This is a genomic window from Paraburkholderia metrosideri (genome assembly GCF_904848625.1).
Classification (GTDB): Bacteria; Pseudomonadota; Gammaproteobacteria; order Burkholderiales; family Burkholderiaceae; genus Paraburkholderia; species Paraburkholderia metrosideri.
Window position 1 is genome coordinate 292,209 of the sequence record NZ_CAJHCP010000003.1, and the last position, 16,803, is coordinate 309,011.

The window sequence follows — 16,803 nt, forward strand, 5'->3', positions numbered from 1 at the left end:
GCGGCGGTTGCGGTTGCGGTGGCGGTGGCGGTGGCGGTGGTGGCGGTTGCAGTGGCGGTTGCAGTGGCAGTGGCAGTGGCCGTAGCGGTGGCAGTTGCGGTGGCCGCAGCCGTAGCCGTAGCCGTAGCCGTAGCCGCAGCCGTAGCCGCAGCCGCAGCCGCAGCCCGCGCAGCATATCGCCCACACCCGCCTCAACAATCCTTACGTCGCCATTGCTGCGCGCCGCCCGCGCTCGCTATAATTTTCCGATTCCCTACGCCGGAACCACCCGGCCTTGGCTCACGCCGCCTGCACACCCGCCGGCGCGGCGCGCAGCCGATTGCAGCGCTACACCGCCATCCGCGAGCCCCGTCTGCCTGATGCACGATGCAAGATGCACAACACACGCAGCCCGATGCAGCCTGACGCAACACCTGGCGCAGCCTCCGCAGCGAATGCCACGGATCACCGCGCCGCGTCGGCAACACCGTTGCCGCCCGCGAGACGTAATCCACCTGGTTATTCCCCTGGCATGACCGTTTCGCGCGCGAACTGCGGCGATTGCCGTTGTAAGCTATCGCACCGTCGCGCTGTCACGAACGCCGCGCGGGCTTCCCGGCAAGCCCGCGACTGCCGCCAGACGCACGAACTTAAACAAAGATGCCGCCTGCCGCGCGCCGCCCGTTTCAACGCGCCGCGCCTGACAGCATCACGACAGATGGAGACCTTGCATGTCCACTTCGCCGATTTCCGCGGCTCAGCCCAATTCAAGCGGGCAGAACAGTAGCGCGCGGATCATTTTCGCGAGCTTTATCGGCACCGCGATCGAGTTCTACGATTTCTACGTCTATGCGACCGCTGCCGCGCTCGTCATCGGACCGGTGTTTTTCCCGCACGGCTCGGCGACGGCGCAAGCGCTGTCGGCATTCGTCACGTTCGGCATCGCGTTCGTCGCGCGGCCGATCGGCTCGTTCCTGTTCGGTCACTTCGGCGACCGGATCGGCCGTAAATCGACGCTGGTTGCATCGCTGCTGGTAATGGGCCTCTCGACCACGCTGATCGGCTTCGTGCCGGGCTACGACTCGATTGGCAGCCTCGCGCCGATCCTGTTGTGCGTGCTGCGCTTCGGCCAGGGGATCGGACTGGGCGGCGAATGGGGGGGCGCCGCCCTGCTCGCCACCGAAAACGCGCCAGCCGGCAAGCGCGGCTGGTTTGGCATGTTCCCGCAACTCGGGCCGTCGATCGGCTTTCTCGCGTCGAACGGTCTGTTCTTCGCGCTGGCCTTGTCGCTGAGCGACGAGCAATTCCGCACCTGGGGATGGCGCGTGCCGTTTATCGTCAGCTCGGTGCTGGTCGCGCTGGGCTTGTACGTGCGCCTGAAAATTGCCGAAACGCCGGCGTTCCAGGCCGCGATCGAGCGCAAGGAACGCGTCAAGGTGCCCATCGCGACGCTGCTGTCGCAACACTGCATGCCGACCATCCTCGGCGCGCTTGCGATGGTCGTCTGCTACACGCTGTTCTATAACGCGACCACGTTCTCTCTGTCGTATGGCGTATCTGTTCTGCATATTCCACGGCCGACGTTCCTTGGGCTGCTGTGCATCGCCGTCGTGTTCATGGCACTTGCTACGCCGTTGTCGGCCTGGGCGAGCGACCGCTTCGGACGCAAGCCGGTGCTGATCGTTGGGATCATCGCAGCGATCCTGTCGGGCTTCACGATGGCGCCGTTGCTCGGCAGCGGCGAAACGTCGGCGGTGCTGCTGTTCCTCGTGATCCAACTGTTCCTGATGGGCGTGACCTTCGCACCGATGGGCGCGCTGCTGCCGGAACTGTTCCCGACCAACGTGCGCTATACCGGCGCGGGCGTGTCGTACAACCTCGGCGGGATCCTGGGCGCGTCGGTCGCGCCGTATATCGCGCAGGTGCTCGCCGCACACGGCGGGCTGCCCTGGGTTGGCGCGTATGTGTCGGTGGCTGCGGCAGTCAGCCTGATCGGCGTGCTGTGCATGCGTGAAACGCGTGACGCAAGGTTGATGTAATCTCGCGCGCCGTATAAGGCGCGCGGATCACCGCGTGACGTTCTTTGTCATTCGATGCTGCCCGGCGCGTGCATTCCGCGCCGCGGCGGCGTTAGGTGGAACGCGTAGGCATCGGCGCTAACTCCGCCATCAGGTTCAGGCGCGCAGCGCCCGTGCCATCCAGACCACGTCGCTTTACCCCCTCCTTCCTGAGTAAATCCCCTGGACTTGCGCGTCTTTTTGACTTGCCTATACTCGACTTAATAACCCTATGGCGAGCAGGGAGGTTCAAATGAACATTCACCTCAACAACGCGGATGTCGTGATGATCATCGCGCTGGCACTCCTCTGCTCGTTGCTACTGGCTTTGCGCTTTCGTCCGGCGACATGGAAGGGAATCGTCGTGGAAGCGTTAGCGGCAAACGCGGCTGCCATCGCTGCGGTAGTCGCGTTCGAAATGCTGCTGGCCTGACGGCCTGTCGATCGCTTATCGATAGTAATAGCCGCCGTGGTGGTAATAACCGCCACCGCCGTAATAGCCCGGTGCCGGGGCGACGATGCAGCCACCCAGTGCGGTTGCGAGGAGCGTGCCCGCAGCGAGAGTCAGGATCAAGCGTTTCATATTGTTCTCCATCGAGTCAGATTCATTCGAGCCAACCCCGAATGACCCGATTGGACACGACATCGCCCACCGCGAACGTTGCTATTTGTAAGGGAAGATCACGGGGGTGTTACAGGATCGGCGCGGAAAAAATTGCGCTCACGGGCTACGCAAATGACGAACTAACATCAGCGGAAAACGCCGCCTATACTGCGTTGAACGGTCGCGCCGAAGCGAAGGCTTGCTGGCAGCGCATCGACTTACCAACGTCAATTCGGCAGACGCCAGATTCAGTCATGCAAGGGCGGCGGCGATTTGATCGGCCGGGTGATTCCGGCGCTGCCGCGCAATCAGGGACCCAACGAAAAGCGACAGTTTTAACAGGCGTGTAATGTGCGCCGCGCTGCTGACCCACCAATGTGTCAACACTGCGCCATCACTGCATCATCGCTGCGCGAGGTCATTTCAAAAGAGCGGCACTGCAATGAAAGCAGCGCGCCTGCGCCAGATGTTTCTGGCAAATATTTCCTCTCCGCCCGCTGTTCCCCGACGCGGGCGTTTTTCGGAGGCGTTACGTGCAGAGCCCGTAGAACTGGGCACACTGCGCGTCACGCCTCTTTTCTTTTGTGCGGACGATTGATGAAGACGACCCTCGCCGCCTGACTCAGGCGGCAGCGCTACCGTGCGACTCCTCGAGCGCGTTCGGCCCCGAATGGACGTAGTCGATCGCGTCGAGGGCGGCATTGACCGTAGGTACCGAACGGCCATCGCCGATCGAGATCGAGCGGTACGGCGAGTCGATTCCGCAATGGTCCGGCGTGGTTGCCACGAAGATCATCACCGTGCGTTTCTGCAACGCATGCGCGAGATGGACGAAACCGGTGTCGGTGCCGACAATCAATGAACACGCGTCGATCATCTGGGCGATTTCGGTCACGCTCAGCTTCGGCAGAATGGTGGCGCCGGGCACCTTGGCCGCGATCTGCTCGGCCTCCACGCGCTCACCGGGCGAGCCCCACGGCAGCACGATCCTGAAGCCACGGCGGCTGAGTTCGAGGCCGGTTTCGATCCAGTGCGCCGCTGGCCACTTTTTGTCGTCTTTCGACGTGGCATGAAAAAACGCCACGACCGGTTCGCTACCGAAACTGAATGGCTGGGTGGTTGCGTCGGGCAAACGCAGGTTGTAGACAGGCGGGCCTTCTACTTCGTACCCCAATGCCTGGCTGGCACTGATCCGCATGCCGTGCCACGCATCGCAATTGGGACGCGGCCCGAACCGGCCCGTGTACGCGAATGCCGCGCCTCGCTCGCCCAGATCCTGGGACTGATAGCCGATTCGCCGCGACGAGCGCGCCAGAAACGCGATGATCGCGCTCTTGTAGACACCGTGAATGTCGACCACGTAGTCGTAGCGATACGCGCGCAATTCGGCAATGGACGCCGCGATGGCCTTCAGATCGCTCCAGTTGCGCGCCTTCTTGAAGCGACGCAGTGGCGCGCTCAGCACGCGGTCGACGCCGGTGCTCCAATGCACCATCTCGGCGAATGCTTCGTCTGCGGCCCAATCCACCTGCACGCCGGGATAGGCGCGCTTGATATCGGCCACGACGGGTAACGCCTGCACGATATCGCCGAGTGAAGTGACCTTGACGATAAGGACTCGCTTCATTTGGGACCTGTTAGTTGTTCGAACATCCGCAGTATTTTAGCCGACGTTTGAATTTCGACCCGCCAGAAAGCCGAAACGGGTCGCCAGCGGTTAATAACGCTACGTTACACGCGTACCGTCGTGAAACGTCAGCGCACGACTCTTCAGTGCCTCATACATTTCATGTTGCTTTCATCGACCTTGAGCGGCACAGGTCGTCTTATACTTGCCCCTTTGCTGCCACGCTGCTGCCCATGTCCAGGCCCTTCTCCCTACGTCCTTCCACCGTTGTACGTCGCGCGAAACGAATCTGGCGGCAGTACGGCATCTTCTGGCTCGGCGCTATCGCCGTGGGGCTGGTGGCGGTGCTCTATGCCCGCCTGATCGACTGGGGCTACAACGAGTTCCGCATAGTGCAGCAACGGCATGTGTGGGCGCCGCTGATCATCACGCCCGCAGTCGCGGCGCTCGCCGTCTGGCTCACGCGCAGGTTCTTTCGCGGCGCCGAGGGTAGCGGCATTCCGCAGGTCATCGCGACCCTTCATTCGAAAACGGGCGAATACGGCACGCGTCTGCTGTCGTTCCGGATTCTGTTCGGCAAGATCGCCGTCTCGTTCCTGGCGATTCTCGGTGGTTTCACCATTGGTCGCGAAGGGCCGACCGTGCAGGTGGGCGCGGCGCTGATGTTCAATCTGCGGCGGCTTTATCCGCGCTCGAATACGCTGATCGAGCGGCAACTGGTGCTGGCCGGCGCGGCTGCGGGTCTATCCGCCGCGTTCAATACACCGCTCGCCGGGATCGTGTTCGCGATCGAGGAATTGACGCGCAGCTTCGAAGCGCGTGCGAGCGGCGTGCTGATTACCGCGATCATCATCGCGGGCGTGATCGCGCTGGGGCTGAACGGCAACTACACGTATTTCGGCACGATCCAGATCGGCGTGCATTTCCCCGATCTGCTGGCGGTCGCCGTGCTGCTGACGGCGATCGTTACCGGCATTGCGGGCGGTGTGTTCGGCTGGCTGCTGCTGAATACCGCGCGCTGGATTCCCGCGCCGCTGCGTCAACTGCATGGCGAGCGCCCGGTCGCGTTCGCCGCGTTGTGCGGCTTCACGATTGCCGTAGTCGGGCTGATTTCGGGTGGCACGACGTTCGGTAGCGGTTACGCGGAAGCACGCGGCCTGCTCGACGGACACGAACAGTTGTCGGTGTTCTATCCGTTCCTGAAGATGATCTCGATGATCGGCTCTTACCTGCCCGGCATTCCCGGCGGCATCTTCGCGCCGTCGCTGTCGATCGGCGCGGGTTTCGGCAATCTGCTGCACATGGTGTTCGGCTCGATGCAATTGCCGATGCTGATCGCGCTGGCCATGGTCGGCTATCTCGCGGCCGTCACGCAGTCGCCCATTACGTCGTTCGTGATCGTGATGGAGATGATCGACGGCCATGCGCTGGTGATTTCGCTGATGGCCACGGCGTTGATCGCCAGCCGCGTGTCGCGCTTTTTTGCGCCGCCGTTGTATGAGTCGCTGGCTGAGCGGTATATGGCGCCATTGCCGCAACCTGCGCCTGCGCCGGTTCCGGAAGTGCCGGAGGTCGAAGTGCCTTCGAACGATGCGTCAGAGGGTGAAGCGTCGCTAGAACAAACGCATGAGGTGGTAGCGGCTGAGGTCGACGCATCTGGATTGACGCAAGCGGGTGCCGAAGCCGAATCAGAAGCCCAAGCCCGCATAGACGCCGACGCTCCCAAGCCGAGCGCTGAACCTGTTAACAGCGAGCCGTCCGGTAAAAAAGACACTGACGCCCCGCATCAATAAAGCGTCAATAAACAACGACCCGCGGCACATGCACGTACAAGGGCCGCGCCGGTACCACCACGCAGCCGGCCAGCATCACGGCCAGCACAGCGATTAGAAGCAGATTCTTTTTCATCACGTATTTTCCCGAAGACACCGTCGCACGCTGCGGGGCGCCGGTGTCGTCAACATCGACTTCGAAGAGACCGTGTGAAGCACATCAGACGATGTTGCTCACACGGCCTACTGCCAGCTCGAGCGTTACGCCCAGTGGCCCTGGACCCAGTGATAGTTCGGACCATGCGAGACCCAGTGCCCCGGCACCCAGTGATAACCGACGCGTTCCGCCTGCCAGTGTCCCGCGGCCCACACATAGCGGCCATGATCCCAACGCCAGTGACCGTGGTCCCACACGTAGCCGACGCGCGCAGCCGGCACGGCTTCGTAACGCACGGGCGGCGGTGCCCACGGTGCGATCACCAAGACTTCTTCGGCCGATGCCGACGCCACGGCGGCGACACCAGCGGCAATCAGAACGGTGTTGGCAAGCAGCAAGCGAAAGGTCTTGTTCATGGTTTTTCCCCTTTGGTTGAACACCGTGAGCGGCGTTATCCGTTTAATGCGCGAGGCGACCAAACGGCTGACTGCGGCCGTGTAACCGCTCACGCGGAAGTGCAACGGATTATTTCGGCTGCGTGGAGAGCGTAGGAGGAGGCGATGTGGAAATGCGCCCACTCACGCAACGTGACGAAGCCACGAAGATGAGCAGAGAAACGACGGGGAATGAACTGCAGAAAAAACTACGGCGCGACAAACCAAACCGGTCCGCGATAACGGCAGTGACAGTGGCCCCGGCACAGGCAGCAACCACCTGAACCCTCCCGCACAAACACGCGCGAAAAAGCCAACGCCACCTCAAAGCACTCACCCGCCACGCAGCATCACGTCACCCAACGCAACGCCGCGCGGCGCGCGGTCCATCAGACAAGCCAGCTCGACCACTCAGGCCTGAGGTATCTCAATCTTGACTTCGAGCACTTCGAGATCGTCCTGACGTTCGAGACTCACACGAATATCGTCATCGGAAATTTTCACGTACTTCGAAATCACGGCCACCAGTTCGCGTTGCAACGCAGGCAGATAATCGGCGGGCGCATGGCCGCCGGCGCGCTCGTGCGCGATGATCAACTGCAGGCGTTCCTTCGCTACCGACGCGGACTTCTTTTTCTCGCCCAGCAAAAACGAAAGAATCGACATGACGTGCGCTCTCCTTACTTGGTGCCGAAGAGGCGCTGCAGCAGCCCGGGCTTCTGGTAATCGGTAAAGCGAAGCGACTTCTGCTCGCCGAGGAAACGCGACACGACGTCTTTATAGGCTTCGGCCACATCGGTGCCGTCGAGGTGCACGGCCGGCAGGCCCTGGTTCGACGCATGCAGCACCGCTTCCGATTCGGGAATCACGCCGATCAGATCGATCCGCAGAATTTCCTGGATGTCGGTGAGCGACAGCATTTCGCCTTCGCTCACACGCTTCGGGTTGTAGCGGGTGATCAGCAGGTGTTCCTTGATCGGCTCCTTGCCTTCGATCGCGCGCTTCGTTTTCGACGACAGAATGCCGAGAATACGATCCGAGTCGCGTACCGACGACACTTCCGGATTGGTCACGATCAGCGCTTCGTCGGCGAAGTGCATCGCGAGCAACGCGCCCGATTCGATGCCCGCAGGCGAATCGCAGACGATGTATTCGAAGTCCATCTTGATCAGGTCATTGATGACCTTCTCGACGCCCTCCATGGTGAGCGCGTCTTTATCGCGCGTCTGCGACGCCGGCAGGATGAACAGGTTCTCGCACTTCTTGTCCTTGATCAGCGCCTGGTTCAGATTGGCTTCGCCCTGGATCACGTTGATCAGGTCGTACACCACACGGCGCTCACAGCCCATGATGAGGTCGAGGTTACGCAGGCCGACGTCGAAGTCGATCACGGCGGTTTTGCTGCCACGCAATGCGAGGGCTGATGCAAAACTCGCGCTCGTGGTCGTCTTGCCCACGCCACCCTTGCCCGAAGTCACCACAATGATTTTTGCCATTACCCTTACCTTGTGTTCGTGTATATCGTCAATTATGTGCGGCCATATTTGCCGTGAAACACCGCGCGCCAGATCATTCAGCGCCGCGCGCATTTCCCGTGCGTTACGTGAGCCGCAACGGTTCGATCATCAGCTTTTCTTCTTCGAGCCAGATCTGCACAGGCTTGCCGAGCACGTCGGACGGCAGCGGGTTCTCCGTCGTTCGATAGATGCCCGCGATCGAAATGAGTTCCGGCTCGAGACACGTGCAGAAAATGCGCGCGTCGTGGTTGCCCTGCACGCCGGCCAATGCCCGGCCGCGCAGCGGCGCGTAAATATGGATGTTGCCTTCGGCGATCACTTCCGCGCCGTAGCTCACGAGACCGAGCACGACCAGGTCGCCCTTCGCGTAGATGCGCTGGCCGGAGCGCAGCGGCTTGTCGACCACCATGGTTTGCGACGACGTGGCGAGCCGCACGGGCTCGGCGGCGGGCGCGGGATCGGCTGCCGAAGTGGATGCGTCGGGCGGCAGCAGGCTTGCCTGCGCCGGGGCCGGCGTTGCGCTGGCGCTCGCGTCGACAGCGGAAGCTGCGGCGCTGGCGCCCTCTTCGTCAGCGGATTTTCCGCTGGCGCCACGGCGGTCACGCGCTTCGAGCAACGGCAGCGCCGATTCGGCCGCCCACCCCTGCTGTGCGTTCGCGACCACGCCGACCGGACGCATGCGCACGCTGTCCAGCAGCTGCGCGATGTCGGCAAGCGACACGCGTTCGTTCACGGCGAGACGCCGCACGTCGATCGCGACGACGTCGTTAGCGAAAAATTCGGGGGTCGCCTCGAAGCGCCGGGTCAGCTCGGCACGCATCGCATCGAGGTCGGTGGTCTTGACCACGAACAGGAGCGTATCGACAGCGCCACTGCGGAGTTCGAAAAAGGGCGATTTCTTGGGCGACATAGCGTTCGGCAAAAAATTTTGCGTATTTTACAGGCGTCCACGCGCACAGCGAGCTTTTTTGCCGTGAGAAAAAAACCCCTCGATGACGACGTGATCGCGCGCTGACTGATTGGGCCACGCAGCAGCCGGAACGTTGACCACCTGACCCGGCCAACCGTCATCGTTCGAGCCAACGTGGAGACCCGCACAAGCTCAGCGCGCAGGCCCACGCGCTCGGCCATGAACGCTGTGCAGACGCGGAAGGGAATCGAGCGGCGGACTGACGCGCCGCTCGCGGAGATCACTGCTGATGCACCTGGGACGTTACCGGCACATGCCGCACGAGCAGGCTTTCGACCTGTTCGGGCGCACGCTCGACACGCCGGTGTTCGCCGGTCGGACCGAAACCGAGCGCTTCGTAAAAGCGCATGGCATTGCGGTTGGCGTCGGCGACCCATGCGTAGATCTCGTCGGCGCCTTCGCCTGCGAGCCACGCGCCGGCCGTGTCGACCAGCAATTCGCCACCGCGCAGATGACGCACGGCCGGCGCCACCCACAACTCGCAGACAAACGCGCGGCGTGCAGCCGTGTCGTCGAAATGCGCTTCGATCAGGCCGGCCGGATGACCCTCGGTGTAAAGAATGAAAGTGCTGACGGAAAACGACACCGCGTGCTCGGCGGCGGTGGCGTCGAAACTGGCGGCCTCCGCCGACAACGCATCTTCAAGCGTCGCGCCAAAGGCATAGGGCGCCTCCCGTAGCGACGCGGTGCGGAGTTCGCGAAAAACGGTGCCCTGCTCAGCGGCAATACGGCGAACGGTCAGTGACGGAATCATGCAGACGAAAACCCCTTGAAACCCTAAGGCGTAGCTTTAACCGAACCGGCGCGAGAGTCAAATCATTATTGACAGGATTCTGCCGCCGCGCGAAGTCTCGGCACGAGACGCGCAAAAACTGGGCACTTTTCACACGTCAGGCATCAGACGCGGGCGGCGCAATGCCGCGTGCCCATCATGCTGGACTTGCTGTGTGAGCACGGTGCGCGCGATGGCGATCGACGCTCGACGCGCACGCCACGCTCACGGTGTTCAACCTCTGCTCAAGGCGCTTCGTAGCTGCCGGTGCCATCCGGCCATGGCGTCAGCAGTTCATAGCCGTCGTCGGTGACGGCGATCATGTGCTCCCACTGCGCGGACAGCGAGCGGTCTTTGGTGACCACCGTCCAGCCGTCACGCTGCACCGACGTATTGGCGCGGCCCGCGTTGATCATGGGTTCGATCGTGAAGACCATGCCCGGCTTCAGACGCAGCCCCTGCCCCGGCTGCCCGTAGTGCAGCACTTGCGGATCTTCGTGATAGACCTTGCCGATGCCGTGCCCGCAATAGTCGCGCACGATCGAAAAGCCGTCGCGCTGCGCCACTTTCTGGATCGCGTAACCGACATCGCCGAGCGTCGCGCCCGGCTTCACTTCGCGGATGCCGGCCAGCATCGCCTCATAGGTCGTGTCGATCAGTTGCCGCGCCACCGTGCTCGGCTGGCCCACGCAATACATGCGGCTGGTGTCGCCGAAGTAGCCGTCCTTGATGATCGCGACGTCGATATTGATGATGTCGCCGTCTTTCAGGATCTCGGCGCGGTTCGGAATGCCGTGACACACCACCGAATTGACCGACGTGCAGACCGTCTTGGGAAAGCCCAGATAGCCGACATTGGCCGGAATCGACTTTTGCGTGTTGACGATGTAGTCGTTGCACAGGGCGTCGAGTTCGTCGGTGGAGACACCGGCCTTGACGTGCTCGCCAATCATTGCCAGCACATCGGCCGCGAGGCGGCCGGAAATGCGCAGTTTGGCGATGTCGTCGGGAGTCTTGTAGGTAATGGCCATGAATTCAGTCGATTTAAGTCGGGGGGTTCGATGTTTTAAAGGGCGCGACCCGGGACGGTGATGAACGCCACGAACCCCGGTACTCAGGCGGATTCGGCTACGAGCCTGATGCGAAAACACTGACAGGTACGTGACGCGCCCCGTCATGCAACGCCCGTTTGACCGCTGTACCGCCGGGGGACAAGGCGGCAATTTTGCGCTCAAGCAGGCGATCGATCGGGCAATTGTACAGAGGATCGCGGCGAATCCCCCTCAAACCGGGCGGAACGGGCTAAACGGTCGACCGACGATTTTCACCACGACACCCTCCCGTAACGGAAAACCCATGATCGACATGAGGCGTTTTCGCGTCGCCGGGGTGGCCTGCGACGTGAATGCTGCGGATGCACAAAGAAATCTTTTGTGAGCTTTGCATCTAGCCGCTGATTCGCGCCGTAAAGGCGGTTGAGGACTCTCTTCTTCTCCCCGCAATATTTAGTTCTTCTCAGAAGAACGAGGCCTCCTTGCGTCCGCGTTTTTGTATTCGATAACCGGAGTACGCGGCGTCCGCAGTGAACCATCAGAGGAGCACAGCCATGTCGGAGTCCAGCAATAAATCAGCATCCCTGATCGATACATTCGATCGTCGTGTCGAGCGCCGTCTGCAGCGCCGGCAGTTTTTCCGCAACGCGGGTGGCCTGGGTCTGGGTCTGGTCGGCGGAACGTTGATCAGCGCGTGTGGCGGAGGGTCGGGTTCGAGCGTGTCGGCGGCCAGCGCACCCACCGACGCGGAAATCCTCAACTTCGCGTTGAACCTGGAGTATCTCGAATCGCAGTTCTATACGTATGCGACCACCGGTGCCGGCCTGGCCGCCAACATGACGACCGGCGTCGGCACGCCGGGCATGGTGATTCCTGGCCAGCAGGTCCCGTTTCAGGACCCGGTGGTTCAGGCCTATGCCAATGAAATCGCCAACGACGAACGCGAGCATGTGAACTTCCTGCGCAGCGCGTTGGGTTCGGCAGCGGTCGCGATGCCGTCCATCGATATCGGCGGCACCAATCCGAACGGCGCGTTCTCGAATGCGGCACGCGCAGCGGGGCTCGTCGGCGCAGGCGTCGCGTTCAATCCGTACGAGAGCGACAACAACTTCCTGCTCGGCGCGTTTATCTTCGAAGACGTCGGCGTCACCGCGTATAAAGGCGCATCGCCACTCATCACCAACAAGACCTTCCTCGAAGCCGCCGCCGGCATTCTCGCGGCCGAGGCCTATCACGCGGGTCTGGTACGCACCGTGCTGTACTCGAAAGGCGTCGACATGACGAGTCTCGTCACGGCGGCCAACGCGATCTCGGCCGCGCGCGACAGCCTCGACCAGAATGGTCATGACGACCAGGGCATCACCGGCGCGACCGCCGGCACATCGAACATCGTGCCGCTCGACAGCAACGGACTCGCGTTCAGCCGCGGCTACGGCAACGTGCTCAACATCGTCTATCTGACGAGCTCGATGGCGACCAAGGGCGGCTTCTTCCCGAACGGCGTGAACGGGACGCTCAACATGAGCGCCTGACGCACGCGGCCCGCCTCAACAGTTGTCGCATGGGTTGCACCGGCAACGGGACGCCGCGATCGACATCACGATCGCGCTCCCCCGTTGGCCGGCCTTGATCGGTGTTGCGCTGAACGTGTGAAGACGGACAGGAGCCGCGATGAACGAAGCGATAAGTCAGGCCGTGGTGCCGCCAACCCTCACCGAGCAGACCTGCTTCGACATCGGCGAGACGCTGGCGGGACGGCGGCGCGGCGTGCGGGCGATGCTGCCGTTTGCGGGGCCTGCGGTGGTGGCGTCGATTGCGTATATGGACCCCGGCAACTTCGCGACCAATATCCAGGCGGGCGCGAGCTACGGTTATGCGCTGCTGTGGGTAGTCGCGGTGGCGAACCTGGTGGCGATGCTGTTCCAGTCGTTGTCCGCGAAACTCGGACTCGTGACGGGGCGCAATCTTGCCGAGCTATGCCGTGCTTCATTGCCGCGCCGCTGCGTGCTGACGATGTGGGGCATCAGCGAAATCGCGGCGATGGCAACCGATCTGGCGGAGTTTGTCGGCGGCGCGATTGGCGTGTCCCTCCTCACGCGTTTGCCGATGATGCCGAGCATGCTGATCACCGCCGCCGTGACGTATGGTTTGCTGCAGTTCGAGAAGCGTGGTTTTCGTCCGCTCGAACTGGCGATTGCGGCGCTCGTCGGCGTAATCGGACTGTCGTATCTCGCCGAATTGCTGATCGCGCCCGTGCATTGGGCGGCAGTAGCGAAGCATACGTTCACGCCGTCGATGCCCGATCGCAACGCATTGACCATCGCCGTCGGCATTATCGGCGCGACCGTGATGCCGCACGTGCTGTTCCTGCATTCGGGACTCACGCAGCATCGCGTGAAGCCGCGCAACGACGGCGAGCGCGCGAAGCTGCTGCGGTTTTCGAATATCGAAGTGGTAGTCGCGCTGGGCGTCGCCGGCCTCATCAATATGGCGATGGTGATCATGGCGTCGAGCGCCTTTCACGCGGGACACGCGGAGATCGCCAGCATCGAGACCGCGTGGCGCACGCTCACGCCACTGCTCGGCGGTGCGGCGGCGGGACTGTTTCTGGCGGCATTGATCGCGTCGGGCGTGTCGAGTTCGGTGGTGGGCACGATGGCCGGGCAGATGATCATGCAGGGCTTCGTCGGCTTTCATGTCCCCGTGTGGGCGCGGCGGCTGGTGACAATGGTGCCGGCTTTCGTCGTGGTGGCCTGCGGCGTCGATGCCACACGCGCACTGGTGCTGAGTCAGGTCGTGCTGAGTATCGCGTTGCCGGTGCCGATGATTGCGCTGGTGTGGTTCACATCGAGTGAAAAGCTGATGGGGCGTTACCGGAACCGGCGCTTCACGACGGCTGCGGCAGTGGCTGGCGCAGTGGCTGTGCTTGGGTTGAACGGGGTGCTGCTGTGGCAGGTGACGGGTAGCGGGGTGTAAGCGCCATCTGCATCCATTCCCGAGGCCACCGCGTACATTGTTCGAACCAATCTTTTCGGACGATCCCCATGCCCCGACGCCTGCTCACTGTGACCGCCGCTCTCGCACTGGCCGCGCTTGGCGGTTGCAGCGCCGCAGGCGTGCTCAATGCCGCTGTGTCGCCCAAGAGCTTCCACGTTGAGGCTGGCCTTGCGTATGGCAGCGCCCCACGTCAGCAACTCGACGTCTACACACCGGCTGCCAGTGCGCCGCCAGCCGGTGTGCAGGGGCGCCCGGTCATCGTGTTCTTCTATGGCGGCAGCTGGCAGAACGGCTCGCGCAGCCATTACCTGTTCGTCGGCGCGGCGTTGGCGTCGCGCGGCTTTGTCGCCGTGGTGCCCGACTATCGGACATGGCCCGACACCGCATTCCCCGGTTTCGTCGACGACGCCGCAGCCGCCGTGCGCTGGGCGCGCGACCATGCGGCCGAGTTCGGCGGCGACCCGTCGCGAATTTTTTTGATGGGACATTCCGCAGGCGCGCATATCGCCATGCTGCTCGCCACCGACGGCCGCTACCTCGCCGCGCAGCAAATGAGCAAATGCGCTCTGAGCGGCGTGATCGGTCTCGCCGGACCGTACGATTTTCTGCCGCTGCACGACGCCACGCTCGAACAGATTTTCCCGCCCGCATTGCGCGCCGCCAGTCAGCCGATCAACTTTGTCGAAGGCGATGAGCCGCCGGTCTTCGTGGCCGCGGGCCAGCGCGACACCATTGTCGATCCCGGCAACACCGACCGCCTCGCGGCAAAGCTGCGTGCATCGGGCGACGAGGAGGTCGAGGTCAAGCACTATCCGCGAGTCGGCCACGCGTTGCTGGTGGGCGCGTTTGCGGGTCCGTTACGCGGATTCGCGCCGGTGCTTGACGATGTCAGCGCGTTTATCGACGCGACAGTGAGCCGTGATGCTCGGCCCGACGGTCACGCGCAAACCTCATCCACGTCGTCCGACACGGCGCCCAACGTCTATCAGATACGGCGACGCGCGAAAGCCAACGCCGCTGTGCCGGATGCCGCAGAAACTTCCGCAGTGACGCCAGAGGTAGACTGCGCGCGGCAACGCACGCCAAGCCAGCGCGACTAAGCCACCCGCGAGCCGGGCACTACTGCGCCGTGCCCAGCAACTGTTTGCGCAAAGCCGGCGCGCGCGTCGCTGGATCGAGCCAGATACCGAAGAACGCGCGCGCGAAAGCGGGATCGTCGAACTCGCCGGTCATCCGCTCGCCTGCGTAAAACCGCACGCCTTTATCCGGTAGATACACCGCGCTCAGCTGATCGCCCGGCACGACATCCACGAATGCCTGCAGCATGTCCGCGCGCCAGCGCGCGAGCGTCTCCTCTGGAATCGGCGCGCCGGCGATCCGCGTGATTTCGCCGATACCCGTGTCCGCCAACCGTTCGCGTCTGATGCTTCTCACGTAGACGATGTGCAACGCAAAGCGCCCGTCGTAGTCGACCGGCGCATGCTCGCTCCACATCTGCGCGCGATACAGCCTGAAGCCGAACACACTGAAATCGCCTTCTCCGACGAGTTTCGCCGACTGCACATCGTCATGCCAACCCGCCCACGCCGGGACCGCCGATAATGCCCCCAGCAGCAATGCGAAGGCCGCGAGCGCGCGCATCTCAGTCGGCCTTCGCGAGAAGAAACTGCATCACGTCCGTGCGTCCTTCATCGAAACCGGCTTCGCAATACGCCAGATAAAGCCGCCATGTGCGCACGAAAATTTCGTCGAAACCTTGTGTGCGGATCGTGTCGAGTTGCGCTTCGAAAGCACTGCGCCAGCGGCGCAACGTCTCCGCATAGTCGCGGCCGAACTGCAGCGAAGTACACGCGACCAGCTTGCCGCGCGACGCAGCGTCGATAAAGCGCTGCGGACTCGGCAGCATGCCGCCCGGAAAAATAAACTCACGGATAAAGTCGCTCGTCGCGCGATACGCGGCGAAATGCGAGTCGTCGATCGTGATGGTTTGCACGAGCGCCCGCGCGCCGGGCCGCAGACGTTCCCGCACAATGCCGAAGTACGTCGGCCAGAATTTCTCGCCCACCGCCTCGAACATTTCAATCGACACAATGCCGTCGTACTGCCCCGTCAAGGTCCGGTAGTCGCGCAATTCGAGTTGTATGCGATCGGCCAACCCCGCTTCGTTCACCCGTTGCTGCGCGAATTCGAGTTGCGCCGGCGAGATCGTCACGCCGTGCACATGCAGGCCCTGGCGTGCTGCGTGCATCGCAAAGCCGCCCCAGCCGCAGCCGATTTCCAGCACGCGCATGCCCGCGCGCAAACCCAGCGTATCGATAATGCGTTGATACTTCGCGTGCTGCGCGTCCTCGAGCGTTTGATGAAAATTGCCGTCGAACACCGCGCTCGAGTAGGTGAACGTCGGGTCCAGCCACTGCGCGTAAAACGCATTGCCGATGTCGTAATGCGCGTGAATATTGCGCCGGCTACCGGTGCGCGTGTTCGGCCTCAGCCGATGACGCAGCCCATACCAGAGTTGCGCGAGCCAGCCGCCGTACACAGTGCGTTGCAGCGCGCGCTCGTTGCGGATCGCCACCCGCAGCAACGCGGCGAGATCCGGCGTATCGACCCAGAACGAGCGCCAGGCATCCGCGAAACCGATATCGCCCTTGCGCAGGATCGCGCCACAGGCGCGCCAGTCCCGCAATTCCAGCCGCGCGCCGGGCGCTGCGTGCGGATCGCCGAACACGCGCGGCTGACCATCTGGCGTGACGAGCACCAGATGGCCGACCTTGATCCGTTCGAGCAACGATAAAAACAGCCGGCCTGACGCGGGGACGGTCTGCAGGCCGTTCAGGGTTCGGGAAAGCGCCATGACTACACTCC

Annotated in this window: 16 protein-coding genes; 6 read left to right on the plus strand and 10 right to left on the minus strand. The window is 62.8% G+C overall.

Annotation, left to right across the window (positions count from 1 at the left end):
* Positions 1–710 precede the first annotated feature (710 nt).
* Both LMG28727_RS07095 and LMG28727_RS07100 read left to right on the plus strand, forming a co-directional pair.
* A complete protein-coding gene (locus LMG28727_RS07095) occupies positions 711–2,018 on the plus strand; it encodes an MFS transporter (RefSeq protein WP_201641602.1) in 1,308 nt (435 codons plus the stop codon).
* 271 nt (positions 2,019–2,289) lie between these two features.
* Positions 2,290–2,469 carry a hypothetical protein gene (locus LMG28727_RS07100; protein ID WP_074763350.1) on the plus strand — a complete coding sequence of 60 codons (180 nt, stop codon included), beginning with the start codon at positions 2,290–2,292 and terminating at the stop codon, positions 2,467–2,469.
* 15 nt (positions 2,470–2,484) lie between these two features.
* On the opposite strand, the gene LMG28727_RS34505 is transcribed toward LMG28727_RS07100, so the two are convergent.
* Complete coding sequence (locus tag LMG28727_RS34505; RefSeq protein WP_268960452.1) at positions 2,485–2,619, minus strand: hypothetical protein; 135 nt, start codon at positions 2,617–2,619, stop codon at positions 2,485–2,487.
* Between the two features lie 643 nt (positions 2,620–3,262).
* Positions 3,263–4,267, minus strand: coding sequence for a lipopolysaccharide heptosyltransferase I (waaC, locus tag LMG28727_RS07105; RefSeq protein WP_201641603.1), 1,005 nt, complete (start codon positions 4,265–4,267; stop codon positions 3,263–3,265).
* Between the two features lie 233 nt (positions 4,268–4,500).
* Between waaC and LMG28727_RS07110 the strand changes: the two genes are divergently transcribed.
* Positions 4,501–6,060 (plus strand): chloride channel protein, encoded by a 1,560-nt coding sequence (locus tag LMG28727_RS07110; protein ID WP_236591646.1) that lies wholly within the window; start codon positions 4,501–4,503, stop codon positions 6,058–6,060.
* 240 nt (positions 6,061–6,300) lie between these two features.
* Here LMG28727_RS07110 and LMG28727_RS07115 read toward each other — a convergent pair whose 3' ends face one another.
* From LMG28727_RS07115 to map, 6 genes are all read right to left on the minus strand, one after another.
* The gene (locus tag LMG28727_RS07115) at positions 6,301–6,612 is read right to left on the minus strand and encodes a YXWGXW repeat-containing protein (RefSeq protein ID WP_201641604.1); all 312 of its coding nucleotides are present in this window, start codon (positions 6,610–6,612) and stop codon (positions 6,301–6,303) included.
* A 429-nt stretch (positions 6,613–7,041) separates the two neighbouring features.
* Entirely contained in the window at positions 7,042–7,296 is a 255-nt protein-coding gene (gene minE / locus LMG28727_RS07120) for a cell division topological specificity factor MinE (protein WP_008922443.1), read from the minus strand.
* Between the two features lie 14 nt (positions 7,297–7,310).
* The gene (minD, locus tag LMG28727_RS07125; RefSeq protein WP_201641605.1) at positions 7,311–8,126 is read right to left on the minus strand and encodes a septum site-determining protein MinD; all 816 of its coding nucleotides are present in this window, start codon (positions 8,124–8,126) and stop codon (positions 7,311–7,313) included.
* Between the two features lie 103 nt (positions 8,127–8,229).
* The gene (minC, locus tag LMG28727_RS07130; protein WP_201641606.1) at positions 8,230–9,057 is read right to left on the minus strand and encodes a septum site-determining protein MinC; all 828 of its coding nucleotides are present in this window, start codon (positions 9,055–9,057) and stop codon (positions 8,230–8,232) included.
* A 280-nt stretch (positions 9,058–9,337) separates the two neighbouring features.
* On the minus strand, positions 9,338–9,871 hold the full coding sequence (locus tag LMG28727_RS07135) for a GNAT family N-acetyltransferase (protein ID WP_201641607.1): 534 nt from the start codon (positions 9,869–9,871) through the stop codon (positions 9,338–9,340).
* Between the two features lie 263 nt (positions 9,872–10,134).
* Entirely contained in the window at positions 10,135–10,920 is a 786-nt protein-coding gene (gene map / locus LMG28727_RS07140; RefSeq protein ID WP_201641608.1) for a type I methionyl aminopeptidase, read from the minus strand.
* A gap of 575 nt (positions 10,921–11,495) precedes the next feature.
* Here map and LMG28727_RS07145 point away from each other — a divergent pair.
* The 3 genes from LMG28727_RS07145 (at position 11,496) to LMG28727_RS07155 (ending at position 15,038) form a co-directional block, all read left to right on the plus strand.
* Positions 11,496–12,473 carry a ferritin-like domain-containing protein gene (locus tag LMG28727_RS07145; protein ID WP_201641609.1) on the plus strand — a complete coding sequence of 326 codons (978 nt, stop codon included), beginning with the start codon at positions 11,496–11,498 and terminating at the stop codon, positions 12,471–12,473.
* A 139-nt stretch (positions 12,474–12,612) separates the two neighbouring features.
* Positions 12,613–13,917 carry an Nramp family divalent metal transporter gene (locus LMG28727_RS07150; RefSeq protein ID WP_201641610.1) on the plus strand — a complete coding sequence of 435 codons (1,305 nt, stop codon included), beginning with the start codon at positions 12,613–12,615 and terminating at the stop codon, positions 13,915–13,917.
* Between the two features lie 68 nt (positions 13,918–13,985).
* On the plus strand, positions 13,986–15,038 hold the full coding sequence (locus tag LMG28727_RS07155; protein ID WP_201641611.1) for an alpha/beta hydrolase: 1,053 nt from the start codon (positions 13,986–13,988) through the stop codon (positions 15,036–15,038).
* A gap of 19 nt (positions 15,039–15,057) precedes the next feature.
* Here LMG28727_RS07155 and LMG28727_RS07160 read toward each other — a convergent pair whose 3' ends face one another.
* Together LMG28727_RS07160 and LMG28727_RS07165 are read right to left on the minus strand one after the other, a co-directional pair.
* Positions 15,058–15,579 (minus strand): chalcone isomerase family protein, encoded by a 522-nt coding sequence (locus LMG28727_RS07160; RefSeq protein WP_201641612.1) that lies wholly within the window; start codon positions 15,577–15,579, stop codon positions 15,058–15,060.
* A gap of 1 nt (position 15,580) precedes the next feature.
* Complete coding sequence (locus LMG28727_RS07165) at positions 15,581–16,792, minus strand: SAM-dependent methyltransferase (RefSeq protein ID WP_201641613.1); 1,212 nt, start codon at positions 16,790–16,792, stop codon at positions 15,581–15,583.
* Between the last annotated feature and the right edge of the window lie 11 nt (positions 16,793–16,803).